General features: G+C 36.1%; 13 protein-coding genes and 1 riboswitch. Of the genes, 8 read left to right on the top strand and 5 right to left on the bottom strand.

Annotation, left to right across the window (positions count from 1 at the left end; genetic code table 11):
* Positions 1-183: 183 nt before the first annotated feature.
* Positions 184-1,736 (top strand): IS3 family transposase gene (locus tag MUA90_RS14095; RefSeq protein WP_398577347.1). Its coding sequence is split into 2 segments (ribosomal slippage): positions 184-861 and positions 864-1,736, totalling 1,551 coding nucleotides; the frame shifts between segments, so codons are not numbered across the junction.
* A gap of 226 nt (positions 1,737-1,962) precedes the next feature.
* Here the strand turns inward: MUA90_RS14095 and MUA90_RS09710 are convergent.
* The 4 genes from MUA90_RS09710 to MUA90_RS09695 all read right to left on the bottom strand — a co-directional run bounded on the left by MUA90_RS09710 (position 1,963) and on the right by MUA90_RS09695 (position 5,209).
* On the bottom strand, positions 1,963-2,187 hold the full coding sequence (locus tag MUA90_RS09710; RefSeq protein ID WP_105993787.1) for a hypothetical protein: 225 nt from the start codon (positions 2,185-2,187) through the stop codon (positions 1,963-1,965).
* A 237-nt stretch (positions 2,188-2,424) separates the two neighbouring features.
* Entirely contained in the window at positions 2,425-3,219 is a 795-nt protein-coding gene (locus tag MUA90_RS09705; RefSeq protein WP_262586599.1) for an energy-coupling factor transporter transmembrane component T family protein, read from the bottom strand.
* Positions 3,212-4,621, bottom strand: a complete 1,410-nt coding sequence (locus tag MUA90_RS09700; RefSeq protein ID WP_262586597.1) for an ABC transporter ATP-binding protein — start codon at positions 4,619-4,621, stop codon at positions 3,212-3,214. The genes MUA90_RS09705 and MUA90_RS09700 overlap by 8 nt, the downstream gene beginning before the upstream one ends.
* A 12-nt stretch (positions 4,622-4,633) precedes the next feature.
* Positions 4,634-5,209 carry an ECF transporter S component gene (locus tag MUA90_RS09695; protein WP_105993790.1) on the bottom strand — a complete coding sequence of 192 codons (576 nt, stop codon included), beginning with the start codon at positions 5,207-5,209 and terminating at the stop codon, positions 4,634-4,636.
* 104 nt (positions 5,210-5,313) lie between these two features.
* A riboswitch (TPP riboswitch) is annotated at positions 5,314-5,415 on the bottom strand.
* 237 nt (positions 5,416-5,652) lie between these two features.
* Here MUA90_RS09695 and auxA point away from each other — a divergent pair.
* From auxA to ptsP, 5 genes are all read left to right on the top strand, one after another.
* The gene (auxA, locus tag MUA90_RS09690) at positions 5,653-6,948 is read left to right on the top strand and encodes a lipoteichoic acid stability factor AuxA (RefSeq protein ID WP_262586594.1); all 1,296 of its coding nucleotides are present in this window, start codon (positions 5,653-5,655) and stop codon (positions 6,946-6,948) included.
* A gap of 131 nt (positions 6,949-7,079) precedes the next feature.
* Entirely contained in the window at positions 7,080-8,282 is a 1,203-nt protein-coding gene (locus MUA90_RS09685; protein WP_262586592.1) for a class I SAM-dependent rRNA methyltransferase, read from the top strand.
* 3 nt (positions 8,283-8,285) lie between these two features.
* The gene (locus tag MUA90_RS09680; RefSeq protein WP_262586589.1) at positions 8,286-8,837 is read left to right on the top strand and encodes a DUF697 domain-containing protein; all 552 of its coding nucleotides are present in this window, start codon (positions 8,286-8,288) and stop codon (positions 8,835-8,837) included.
* 157 nt (positions 8,838-8,994) lie between these two features.
* Positions 8,995-9,261 carry a phosphocarrier protein HPr gene (locus tag MUA90_RS09675; protein WP_105993794.1) on the top strand — a complete coding sequence of 89 codons (267 nt, stop codon included), beginning with the start codon at positions 8,995-8,997 and terminating at the stop codon, positions 9,259-9,261.
* A gap of 1 nt (position 9,262) precedes the next feature.
* Positions 9,263-10,984, top strand: a complete 1,722-nt coding sequence (gene ptsP, locus MUA90_RS09670) for a phosphoenolpyruvate--protein phosphotransferase (RefSeq protein WP_262586588.1) — start codon at positions 9,263-9,265, stop codon at positions 10,982-10,984.
* Positions 10,985-11,289: 305 nt separating this feature from the next.
* Here the strand turns inward: ptsP and MUA90_RS09665 are convergent, their stop codons facing one another.
* Complete coding sequence (locus MUA90_RS09665) at positions 11,290-11,526, bottom strand: glutaredoxin family protein (protein WP_114603649.1); 237 nt, start codon at positions 11,524-11,526, stop codon at positions 11,290-11,292.
* Between the two features lie 166 nt (positions 11,527-11,692).
* Between MUA90_RS09665 and MUA90_RS09660 the strand changes: the two genes are divergently transcribed.
* Together MUA90_RS09660 and MUA90_RS09655 are read left to right on the top strand one after the other, a co-directional pair.
* The gene (locus MUA90_RS09660; protein WP_262586586.1) at positions 11,693-13,048 is read left to right on the top strand and encodes a cytochrome ubiquinol oxidase subunit I; all 1,356 of its coding nucleotides are present in this window, start codon (positions 11,693-11,695) and stop codon (positions 13,046-13,048) included.
* Complete coding sequence (locus MUA90_RS09655; protein WP_262586584.1) at positions 13,045-14,082, top strand: cytochrome d ubiquinol oxidase subunit II; 1,038 nt, start codon at positions 13,045-13,047, stop codon at positions 14,080-14,082. Before MUA90_RS09660 ends, MUA90_RS09655 begins: the two co-directional genes overlap by 4 nt.
* Positions 14,083-14,089: the final 7 nt, after the last annotated feature.

Below are 14,089 nucleotides of genomic sequence, written 5' to 3'. Positions count from 1 at the left end.
TTGGTTTTTTATATTAAGTTAGTCGTGTGTCTGCACCAGTTTAAATATATATGAACTACTCACATAATACGATTGCACATCTATTACTATTGTTTTGTTATAAAAAATGAGCAAGGGGGATTTCCTGATATGCTCCCCCTATAGTAGACACTAAAAAAACAAAACTATAGGGGGAGCATTCTTATGTCTAAATATCTCGAAAGTGACATTAAATTATTTCTCTTAACATTTAGTTTAATAGATGAAGGTTATAGTTGTAATGAAGCTATAGAAAAGAGTGGTATAGAATTAAATCGTAAACAGGTGATGTTTAAATATCACCAATATAAAGTACATGGCGTTGAGGTACTATTACCAAAGAAAAGCAATAATACTTATAGTAAAGCATTTAAAGAAACAATTGTTCAGGAATACTTAACTGAAGGTGTTTCTGCTGTTGATTTAGCAATAAAATATAATATTCCAGCATATTCTACTGTTAGGGATTGGATAAAACGATATACTTTAGGAAAAGAGAATGTTTCATATTCTCCATTACTAGGGGTGTATTCAATGAAAGCGAGAAAAACAACGTTCGAAGAACGTGTAGAAATAGTAGAAGCATGTATTGAGTCAGAAAAAGATTATAAGAAAACAGCTTTAAAATATAATGTTAATTATGGCCAAGTATATAGTTGGGTTAAAAAATATGAACAATTTGGAAGTGCCGGTCTTGTAGACGGAAGAGGTAAAGGTAAGCCAACTCAGACAATGACTGATGAAGAACAAGCATTAGCTAAAACAAAAGCTCTTGAAGAAAGAATCAAATACTTAGAAATGGAAAACAAGATTTTAAAAAAGTTGAAGGAGAAAGAAAGAGAGCTGATCAATCGCCGTTTAGACAAATAGTTGAGTACCTTGTAATAGAAGACTTAAAAAATGAATATCCAATAACTCTGTTATGTAAGGTGGTTGGAATTTCTAGAGCCAGTTATTATAAGTGGAGAAAGAGAAGAGAATTTAAAACACAGCGTGAAATTGAAGATGAAATATTAATGAAAGAAATCTTGTGGATTTTCAATAGATACAACGGTAAATATGGTTATCGTCGTATTCGTATATATATCTGTTTAAGACTGGATAAAAAAGTAAGTCGTAAACGAGTATATCGTTTAATGAAAAAATTAGGTCTAAAATCTTGCATACGTGCTGCAAGAAAAAGATATAGACCCTCAACACCTACTATTACTGCAGAGAATTTATTAGATAGAGAATTTAGTGAAACGGAAGCTAACAAAAAATGGGTAACAGATGTGACAGAACTTATTTTAGAAAATGGAAGGAAATTTTATTTAAGCGCTATCAGAGATCTCGGAACAGGTAAAATTGTAAGCTATGATATAAGTTATTCAAATAACAATCAGCTGGTTTTTAATACTTTCAATAAAGCGTTAAAGAAAGTGAAAAATATAAGCGGCTTAATACTACATAGCGACAGAGGTTTTCAATATACAAGCAAACATTTTAAATTCTTGCTCGATGAGCAAGGTGTTATTCAAAGCATGTCACGAGTCGGACGATGCATAGATAATAGTCCAATGGAATCATTTTGGGGAATAATGAAATCAGAAATTTATCGCGGTAATAGACATTATAAATTCAAGGATATAAAAACTGCACGCTCGCAGTTTAAAGAATACATTGATTTTTACAACAATGAGAGAATTACTTTGGAAATGGAAAGATTAATTGCTTAACTTCTAACTAATGTCTACCCTAAATAATCTGGTAAAAGAAGTAGTGTGCGTAGCGCACCACTTTTTTACCAGATCAAGCAAACGATAGTGCGCTAGGAGAATAAAAAAACTGTACAAACGAGATTTATCAACTCATTTGTACAGTAACTTAAAATTTGTTTATCAGATTCCTAATAAATTATTTTTTGTTTTTTTCCTGTCTACTTGACAGGGAGCAGTTCATCCCTTACTCATCAGGTGTTGATTTTGCCATATCGATATAGGCTTGTTTATAGCCAGCCACAAAGCGAGAGCTGTGTTTATTGAAAAGTTGGCGGAAGCGCCAAGCACGTTTGCGTTTTTTGATAAAACGGTTAAGTCGGCGTTTTTTATTTTTAAGTTTTGTCATGGTTTCAATTTCTCTTACGGCTTGTTGGTAGCCTTTTTCGTATGCATCGTTACGTTTCTTCATGAAAATTGCCTCCCATCGTATGTGTAAATCTGATTACCTTAATTATAGCATTTATAATAGGGGTGTATTAACTAAAAAAAGAAATGATGGTTATTATAAAAATAAGCAGCAAACGGTCGAATCGGTAACCGTCTACTGCTGGGAAAAATATGGATGAATGAAAATGTAAATATTGGTTGGGCTGCAGCTCGACGACTAACAGCCCGATAGCTATTTTAAAAACTACATCGAAATGTGTCAACCACGTACATCCATGATGCCTGTAATCGGCACATAATGTGCTAATAATATAGCAGTGTTTAATATTGCGGCGAAGAGTAAGATAAAGATCAAGTCGCGATAACTAAATGGTGGGTAGTAATAATAAGTTCTCGGACCATCTTTAAATCCTTTTTTCTCCATCGCAACAGAGAGTTGATGTGCTTTTCGGATGTTTTGGCTTAATAGAGGAATCATCAAATGCTTGATGCGTTTAAAGCCTCTGTAATTGGATTTATCCACCATACGATAGCGCATCTTCAATGATTTTCTTAATTGTACAAATGAACTGATGATTAAAGGTACCATACGTATCGCTGCCATAAAGGCATAAGCGACTTTAGGTTTTACTTTTAAGTGCTGCATTAAACTGTAGAAGATCATCACAATTTGAGAAGTGAATGCCATCACAATTCCAAAGAAAGTTACAGTATCTGTACGCATTGATAAATGCAGACCTCTGACTAAACTTTCTGTCGTAATATGAATAAATCCTAACTTAAATAGCGTATGTGTACCATCACCATAGAAAATCATGAACAGTGCTGAGATGATACTGAATAGTATCGTATAAACTACAAATAGTGCTGTTATCTTAAACTTCATACCGCCAAAGATGAGTAAGAATAATAACATCAGAACGGTTAAATAAATCATCACATCAAAATTGTGTATAAAGATGACAAAGAAGAATAAGAAAATACCTAAACCTAATTTGGTAATGATATTGACTTCATCTACGAAGGTGAAATATTTTTTCCATGCTTCAAACATTGTCTTCACCTTCCATTTCAAAAAGCTCATCTTCACATAACATATGATCGCGCAACTCAATACGTCTTGTAGGGTAGCGTTCGATAATATGCGGATCGTGTGTAACCATTATAATGGTTTGTCCTTGTGCAACACGTTTTTGGAAAAGTGATAATAAATTAAATGTGTTGCGGCTGTCTAAACCAAACGTCGGCTCATCTAATAAGATAATATCAGCATGAGAGCTTAGCGCTGTTGCGACGCTTAATCGACGTTTTTGACCCATAGATAATTCGAACGGGTGATGTTCTTGAACAGCTTCTAAATTCAACATTTGTATCAGTTGTTTTGTTTCTGCTTCTGCATCAGGGCCGCTGAAGTTGATGAAAATCTCTTCATAAACTGAATTTGTGATAAATTGCAGTTCTGGATTTTGATAGACCAAGTACATATGCTGGGCAGCTTCTTTAATTTTGTGAAGCGGTTGGCCGTCATAGGACATGGCACCGCGATATTTAATCAGCTGCATCATCGATTCTAATAAAGTGGTTTTACCGGCACCGTTTTTACCGGTAATCGTAATCCACTCGCCATCACCAATTTCAAAGTCAGGGACTTGAATCAAGGTCTTTTTGCCTCTGATAATTTCACCCTCTGTATACTTAAAGCGTGCTTTTGAAGGTGCAGCAGCGTTTAAATTTGGTTGTGGTGCATGGTCCCAAGCTTTAGGGTGCCATACGCCGTATTCTGTCAATAAATCTTCATGCTGGTTCAATATTACCTCAGGTGTGTCATCAGCAATGATGTGGCCGCCATGGCCCATTAATATGACACGATCGACATGTTCCCAAATATGTTCTACTTTATGCTCAACGATGAGTACAGTTTGATCTTGCCACATCTCTTTGATTTTATTCCATAAATCCTCAGTCGCATCTACATCCAGCATAGCGGTCGGTTCATCCAAGAAGAGGGTATCTGCTTCTTGGAGTACCGTTTCAGCAATAGCTAATTTTTGTTTCATACCTCCGCTTAATTGAGACACGGTTTGTTTTGGACCTACTTCTAAATCTACAGATTCTAAAGCACGTTGAATTAACGCATCCATATCTTTACGCGGTACTTGTTTGTTTTCTAATACGAATGCTAATTCCTCATATACTTTAGGCATACAAAACTGTGTATCCGGGTCTTGGAAAATGACACCGCTGTTTAAATCTGCTTTTAAGTCATCATACTTCATAGGCAATTCAATCAAGTTCGGTACAATACCGCTTAATACATTAAGCAAAGTACTTTTGCCGCAGCCTGATGGACCTAAAAGCAAGACTTTTTGTTTGTCAGGTATTTCTATATTTAAACCATCAAAGATTTTATTTTGTGCATTTGGATATTTGAGTCGTAAATTTTGAGCAAATAACAAGATAATATCTCCTTACAAATTGTCGTAATCTTTTTTAGAAGCAGGGCGGAAGAGTTTGGTAACTCCGGTTTGATCCAGTGCTTTGACAAGATAGTATGGGAAAATCCCTGCTAATACAATACCGCTGATACAACGGAAGAACACATATAAGAATAAGTTCCATCCTGCAACTTCACCAAGATAACCATAGTAGAAGTCGATAGGGAAAGTAACAAGTGCAGCTGCTAAACCAGCAATGACTGCCACCATTAATTTGCGTGATTTATAACGGAAAATCGCAAAAATAATTTCACATGCTAAACCTTGAAGCAAGCCGTAAATAATTGTTGCAATATCAAAGCGTCCCATGACGATAGTTTCACCAGCACCCGCAGCAAATTCAGCGAGTAAAGCGACGCCTGCTTTAGGAATGATCAGGTAAGCAACAACAGCTGCAGCAAACCACATACCATAAGATAATTCTTCTAAGTGCAATCCAGTCACTTGCATCGCTTTGTATACAAGGTTCCAAATGTTGTAAATGATTGCAAAGATGACTGCGATTAACACAGTAACTAAGATATCTGAAAGTTTAAGCCCTTTAGACATAATGAATCAATTCCTCCTATAAAAATAAAAAACACGCAAACTTGTCTAGCAAGCAGCGTGAAACAGGCATCGGAACAAACCGGTACCACCCTCAATCGACAACCGGTTCATCTTCCGCACTTTCCTACGCTAGTCCAAGCTAGATCAGGTTCGAAGGGTTTGAAGCATGTGCTTCATCTCAGTTCGAAACACCCCTAGTGCATTTATTCATTTGATTTATAATAAATGTATGCTTTTTAGTACTAGATGTCAAGGTCATTTTGCGATTCATCCTTATAAGAACGGGTATTGAATTAAGATGACAAAAGATTAAATTTGTGTAAAAACAAAAGTAAAGGATTGAGTGTGCTGACCAATTCTAATATACTACCATAGAATGATTTACTATAATTTTTAAAGACACAACACGTCTGTTCATATATAATAACTATGAGGTGAAAAACATGTCGTATATAAAGAAGCACGCTGAGATCATTTTTAGTTTGATTATTGGCATTGTTTCACTTTTAATTGGCATCATTGTACTGCTCAATTTATCATTCATCCATAAACTTGCTAAGGGGAGCAAGGTTGACTTACATATTAATAATGTGTGGGATTTCATCAATGCATTCTTTATTGAAATTATCCGGATTATGAGTCAATTTATCGGCCATTTCCCTATCATCAGCGCCATCTTAATCATCTTATTCGGCGTTGCATTGCTTTGGATCGGCTATTTGTTATTTATCACGACAAAATATGATTATGATATTTCAATTTTCTTCCTTATAATAGGAATCTTTTTCTTCCTCATCACAATTGTCTTTATGACACAAGTCTACGGTTTCTTCGCAGTTATCTTTATTATCCCGTTCATTGTGCATATTGGCTATATTGTTTATAAGGACGAACTTAACAGCGACCATCAGAAGGAACATTATTTATGGATCATCTGTACGTATGGTATCAGTTATTTAATATCTCAGATTTCGTTATACGGAAGAATAGAGAGTCATGAAATTGCATTGATTGATATTTTAAGTGTCAATGCTTTCTTCTTAGTGATGTGGTGTTTAGGCCAAATGTCGATTTGGAACTTCTTATTCCTAAGACGTTCATTGCCTTTAACTAAAGCAGAACTTGGAGAAGAGATGGAATACTCTAGAACTGATAAAAATGGTGCAATCAGCCAAACGAAAGAACAATTGCGTGAAATTCAAGAACGTACCCAAGAATTCACACACCGTACACGCAGAAGCATTGACTTAGAGAAAATCAGAACAAAAAAAGATAAAATTAAAAAGACAATTAAAGATAAAATTGATTTGCAGGAAGACGATATTCCGAATTGGATGCGTCGACCGAAATGGATCAAACCAGGTATTGTAGAGTTAATTTGCGGAACGATTCTGTTCTTATTCACATTATTAGAATTGAACAACCGTAATGGATTATTTATGTCAGGCGATTGGGAATTGTCACAGACATCTTATGTTATTGAATGGGTGACTTTATTCCTATTGCTGCTTGTCATCATCGCTTATATTATTACAACATTGACGCATTTCTTACGCGGCAAACTGTACTATGCACAACTCTTCATGGTAAGTATCTTGTTCTTCAAATTACTTACTGAATTCGTGAACATTATGATTCATGGCTTATTATTATCAATTTTTATCACACCGATTTTATTTATAATGCTTGTTGCGGTAACCATTGCATTTATTATTCAATTAAGAACACCGGACCATTAACAACAAGCTGAAGTCGAGAAATCAAATAAAGATTTCTCGGCTTTTTTATTTTTTTAGTTGTTCTGTTTAGAAAGGGACTGTATTATACGTTAAGATGAAAGTAACTACACATAGAAGGCGGAATAATAATTATGAAGACAGCAATTTTAAATAAAGGCAAAGAACAAAAATATTTAAACCAGTATCCTTTAGTAGATGAAGAAGACATTTTTGAACATAGTCATTTAAAAGACGGGGATATTTTCCATATCATTACTGATGACGGCCGTTATATTGCTACGGCTTACGTAGGCCGTCAGCATAAAGGTCTTGGCTGGGTATTAAGTTATGATGCACAAGAAACAATCGATACTTCATTCTTTGAAGGTTTGTTTGAAGCGGCTTTAGATTACAGACAATATTATTTTGATATCGATGGTACAAATGCGTTTCGTCTATTCAACGCAGAAGGAGACGGTGTAGGCGGTTTGACAATCGACTATTATAATCGCCATTTATTGATTCAATGGTATTCAAAAGGTATTTATAAGTTCAGATATAATGTACTAGAAGCAATCAAAGCTGTGTTCCCGTATACATCTATTTTCGAAAAGACACGCTTTAAAGACAGTGATGTAAAAAGCGGCTTTGTGACAGGTGAAGCACCTGAATTCCCGATTGTCATCGAAGAAAACTTCACATTTTATAATGTTGATTTAGACGATGGACCTATGACAGGTATTTTCTTAGACCAAAAAGAAGTCAGAAAGAAATTGAGAGATGTTTATGCACCTGAGCGCAGTGTATTAAACTTATTCAGTTATACAGGCGCATTCTCAGTCATTGCGGCTCAAACAGCGTTAGAAACAACAAGTGTTGATTTAGCTAACCGCTCAAGAAGTTTGACGGAAGAGAATTTTGGGGTAAATGGTATAGACCCGAAAACACAATATATTTATGTGATGGATACGTTTGACTTTTATCATTATGCGGCAAGACACGGCAAGCTTTATGACACAATTGTGATTGATCCGCCAAGTTTTGCACGCAATAAAAAGAAAGTATTCACTGTGCAAAAAGACTATCACAAATTAATCGAAGAGGCATTGCCGATACTCAGCGATGGCGGTACTTTGATTTTAAGTACCAACTCAAGTGCACTGACTTCAAAAACGTTTAAAAACATGATTAAAAAGACGCTGAACGAGCAAAATGTTGATTTTGAGATTGAAGAAGCTATGGGACTTCCAAAAGATTTCAAAACACATCCGCATTTCAAGCCATCCAAATATTTAAAAGTCGTCTTCGTTCGGGTATCACATAAAGAGGAAGAAGTAATAATAGAGGAGAATTAAAATATGGGGATAAAAGATAAATTTATTAAAGGCACGACTGATAAAATCGGTCATAAAGTCTTAAAAATCGACCCTGTTTCAAAAAAAGGGAGATTACCGGTTAATGCAAAAGACTTGCAGGAAAGACGCGAACGCGCGGAAGAGCTTGTAAGAAAGAAATCATTTTTATCATCTACAGCAAGTGTCGTTCCGATTCCCGGTTTAGGTTTCGGTGTCGACTTAAAGCTGATGAAAGATATTATCGAAGATATCAATAAAATTTACGGTGTAGATCATAAACAAGTGAATCGTATGAGTGATGACTTGAAAGAACGTGTGTTAGCTGCGGCATCTATCCAAGGCAGTCAATTTATCGGCAGAACGATTTCTAAAGGTATTTTGAAAATAATTGTCAGAGATGTTGCGAAAAGAACAGCAGCCAAACAGACGAAATGGTTCCCGTTTGTCGGGCAAGCGATTTCAGCTTCAATCAGTTATTACTTTATGAAGAAAATGGGCGAAGATCACATTCAAAAATGTGAAAACGTTGCCAAAAAGTTATTAGAGAATAAGTAAGCAAAATAATTGTGCATATTTTCACAAAAACACTAAAATCATGTCTCTGCAAGGGTTAAACAAATTGAATTTAGAGGCATATTTTGGTAATGTTAAGGTGTAATAATGTTCAGGTGAGCTTATCACCAATTAATGGATGCGAAGGAGAAAGATTATTATGGAACAACAATCATACACTATCATTGACGAAACAGGTATTCATGCTCGTCCAGCTACAATGCTTGTACAAACAGCTTCAAAATTTGATTCAGATATTCAATTAGAATATAACGGCAAAAAAGTCAACTTAAAATCAATTATGGGTGTTATGAGCTTAGGCGTAGGTAAAGATGCTGACATCACTATCTATGCTGACGGAAGCGACGAAGCTGATGCAATTCAAGCTATCACTGACGTTTTATCAAAAGAAGGCTTAACTAAATAATATGGCTAAAACAATTAACGGGATTGCAGCATCTGACGGTGTTGCAATCGCAAAAGCCTATTTATTAGTTGAACCTGACTTAACGTTTGATAATGAAACGGTCACTGATACAGAGGCTGAAGTTGCTAAATTTAACGGCGCACTTAACACATCAAAAGTTGAATTGACTAAAATCAGAAACAATGCTGAACAACAATTAGGCGCAGATAAAGCTGCGATCTTCGATGCACATTTATTAGTACTTGAAGATCCTGAACTTATCCAACCTATTGAAGACAAAATCAAAAACGAAAATGTTAATGCGGCACAAGCATTAACAGATGTTTCAAATCAATTTATCACAATATTTGAATCAATGGACAATGAATACATGGCAGAACGTGCAGCAGATATCCGCGACGTATCTAAACGTGTATTAGCACATATTTTAGGTGTGGATTTACCAAATCCAAGTATCATTGATGAAAGTGTTGTCATTATCGGGAATGACTTAACACCTTCAGATACTGCACAACTTAACAAACAATATGTGCAAGGATTCGTAACTAACATTGGAGGCAGAACATCTCACTCTGCCATCATGAGTCGTTCATTAGAAATTCCAGCAGTAGTAGGTACTAAATCTATTACAGAAGAAGTGGAAGCGGGCGACATCATTATCGTAGATGGTATGACAGGTGATGTTATTATCAATCCAAGCGAAGATGTTGTGGCAGAGTATCAAGAAAAACGCGATAACTTCTTCAAAGACAAAAAAGAATTACAAAAATTACGTGATTCTGAATCTGTAACAGAAGACGGCCATCATGTAGAATTAGCTGCCAACATCGGAACACCTAACGATTTACCAGGTGTAATCGAAAACGGCGCAGAAGGTATTGGGTTATATCGTACTGAGTTCCTTTATATGGGACGCGATCAAATGCCGACTGAAGACGAACAATTCGAAGCATACAAAGCTGTGCTTGAAGCAATGGAAGGCAAACGTGTTGTTGTTCGTACTTTAGATATTGGTGGAGATAAAGAACTTCCTTATCTTGACTTGCCTGAAGAAATGAACCCATTCTTAGGTTACCGTGCTATTCGTTTGTGCTTAGCACAACCTGAAATTTTCCGTCCGCAATTACGTGCGTTATTACGTGCTTCTGTTTACGGAAAATTAAACATTATGTTCCCAATGGTTGCGACGATTCAAGAATTCCGCGATGCAAAAGCATTGCTTGAAGAAGAACGTCAAAACCTTAAAAATGAAGGCGTTGAAGTGTCAGATGATATCGAATTAGGTATCATGGTAGAAATTCCATCTACAGCTGCACTTGCAGATGTCTTCGCTAAAGAAGTAGACTTCTTCAGTATCGGAACAAATGACTTGATTCAATATACAATGGCTGCTGACCGTATGTCAGAACGCGTTTCATACTTATACCAACCATACAACCCAGCAATTTTACGTTTAGTTCAACGTGTAATTGAAGCATCACATGCTGAGGGTAAATGGACAGGTATGTGCGGTGAAATGGCCGGAGACCAAACTGCAATTCCTTTATTATTAGGTCTTGGTTTAGATGAGTTCTCAATGAGTGCGACATCTATTCTTAAAGCACGTCGTTTGATCAGAGGATTAAGCGAAGGACAAATGAAAGAATTAGCAGCTAAAGCAGTCAACTGTGCAACATCTGACGAAGTTGTAGCACTTGTTAATGAATATACACAAAATGCTTAATTAATAAAATAAAACCGTGAATGATGCTTGCATCATTTTCACGGTTTTTTGTATGTTCATTTAGTTGAGCATTCCAATCAATATACATAGTTTTTAATATTTGCCAGAAATAAACTAAGGTATTACGAAATTGTGACGAAAGTTTAAATAACTATTTGATATTATTGAATTCTTGATTAGAATGATTGTAAACTAGCACAATAAAGCGTAACATTAAGGGTACTGTGCCTATGTACGCTTGCTTTTGTTTTGTTTAAAAGTCTTAATTTAATGGTAGAAATTAATAGCGTGCATTCAAATTCACTTTAATTTCCTTCAATTTTCAGCAATTCATTAATTTTATCCAAGTCGACTTGATACATAGGTGTATCGTCAATCAAGATAAAAGGTGTTGAAAAGGCATCATAATCTATCATCTCATTGCGGTATTCTGTATTAGAGATATTTTTCTCTGTATACGCAACTTGATGCTGATCGAAATATTGTTTAATGAATTGGCAAGGCGGACACTCGTTTTGAGTATAAACTACGACATTCGTCATTAATCATCTTTCCTTTCAATAAATTGATGACTTAACTTTATTAAAGTGAAATATAAAAATCAAGGTTACTGCATGAATTTGAATGTACAAAAATGTATAAAGTGCTGTCTTTAAAGTATTGCGGGCATTGTACAGTAACCAAATATAAAGAGAACAGGGTGATATCATGGAAGCAGTAGAATTAAGCAGATTTCTAACCGGTATGACCTTAGCTGTGCATATTATTTTTGCGACGATAGGGGTAGGCATGCCGCTTATGTTCGCAATTGCGGAGTTTCTTGGAATTAAGAGAAATGATGCAAAATATATTACATTAGCTAAAAGGTGGGCCAAAGGTTATGCGGTTACCGTAGCTGTCGGTGTTGTGACAGGTACCATTATTGAAATTCAATTATCATTGCTTTGGCCGGAATTTATGAGAGTTGCAGGACACGTGATAGCCTTGCCGCTATTTATGGAAGTCTTTGCATTCTTCTTTGAAGCGATTTTCTTAAGTATTTACTTCTATACATGGGAACGTTTCAAAAATAAATGGACACATTTGATTATGAGTATTCCAGTTGTGCTGGGCGGTACATTATCTGCCTTCTTCATCACTTCTGTTAACTCATTTATGAATACGCCGGATGGATTTAAAATGTCTGATGGCAAAATGCTTTATGTAGATCCCGTCGCAGCAATGTTCAACGCTTCTTTCGGGGTTCGAGCATTCCACGTGATTACAACTGCAATTATGACAATGGCCTTTATATTAGCTGCGATTGCGGCATTTAAGTTATTAAAAGGCAAATTTGAAAAAGATAAAGCTTATCATAAAAAGGCTTTGAAACTGACAATGACAGTCGGCTTGATCTTTACTTTAGGTTCAATGTTGGCAGGGGACTTGTCAGCGAAGTTCTTGCATAACGAGCAACCTGAAAAATTAGCCGCATATGAATGGCATTTTGAAGATGAGAAAAACGCGGATCTGGTACTCTTTGGTGTACTGGATGAAAAGACACAAGAAGTCAAAGGCGCAATTAGATTGCCTGGCTTACTAAGCTTCTTATCAGACAATAATGTCAAAACAGAAGTTAAAGGGTTGAACAGTTTCCCTAAAGATGAACAGCCGCCTTTAATCGTTCACTATTTCTTTGATTTAATGGTGGTCGGCGGTATCTTCTGTCTTGTTGTTTCAGGTATTTATGTTCTGACACGTATTGTTAAAAAATGGCGCAATTTCTCAACCAATAAAAGTTTATTATACGGCATTTTGCTTACAGGACCTGCCGCAATGTTATCTATCGAATTCGGTTGGTTCTTAACAGAGATGGGTCGTCAACCGTGGATTATAAGAGGCTATATGAGAGTTTCTGAAGCCGCAACACGTGCAAGCGGCTTGACGGGTGTAACGATTGCCTTTGGTGTAGTTTACTTTATTATTCTATTCACTGCGACATATGTCTTAATACGTATGTTCAAGAATAACCCGCCGTATAAAGATGTTGAAAAATTAGAAGAGAGCCGAGGTGAAGCATCATGAGTATCACAGCGTTTGGTATGATTGTTCTTTATCTATTCCTATTCTTGTATATTATCGTAGGTTCGATTGACTTTGGGGCAGGTATCTTCATTTTACAATCGAAATTAAGAGGCACTGAAAGTACATTAGTTCCGCTGATCGGGCGCTATTTAAACCCGGTTTGGGAAGTCACGAACGTGTTCTTGGTGTTCTTTACAGTAGGGATTGTCGGATTCTTCCCGGACTTCGCATATTACTATGGTTCAGTTTTATTGGTGCCTGGTTCTATTGCGTTGATCTTGCTGACGATTCGCGGCAGTTTCTACGCTTTCCAAAACTACGGACCTGATTCAAAATTCTCTTGGCTCGTCTTGCATAGTGTTTCTGGTTTATTTATTCCAGCCGCATTAAGTATGGGACTTGTTATTTCTGAAGGCGGTTATATCCATAAGACCAACAAAGGTACAGGCGTGGATTTAAACTGGGTAGATTTATTCTTCAGTCCGTTTGCTTGGGCTGTTGTCTTCTTATCCCTAGTATCCGTTATGTATATTTCAGCAGGTTTCCTTGCTTACTATGCACGTAAAGCAGAAAATATGAAAGCTTATAATATTATACGCATGTGGTTTATTTTCTGGGGGCCTCCGATGGCTTTAGTATCTTTATTTACTTTCATCACATTGCGTTCTCAAAACAAACAGCACTTTGACATTATGGTCGGTCAATATTGGTGGCTGTTTGCATTAAGTATTTTATGCTTGTTGGCCGCATGGATTTTATCTATAATGAAAAAATCACCTGGAACAGTATTTATGCTTGTGATTGCACAAATGGGTACAGCCGTAGCAGGTTATGGTATCAGTAAATGGCCATACATTTTATACCCGTATATCAATGGTGAGTTGCACAGTGCAGATGATACAATGGCACTTGCTTTAACCATTGCGGCAATTCTTGGTTTACTTTTGCTTGTTCCATCGTTAATATTATTAATGAGATTATTCATCTTCAACAAAGATTATGTTGAAGGTAAAAATGATGAAGGTCATTATTGATATTGAG

The organism is Staphylococcus sp. IVB6181 (genome assembly GCF_025561445.1).
GTDB lineage: Bacteria > Bacillota > Bacilli > Staphylococcales > Staphylococcaceae > Staphylococcus > Staphylococcus simulans_B.
This window is presented reverse-complemented; position numbering and strand designations above follow the sequence as displayed.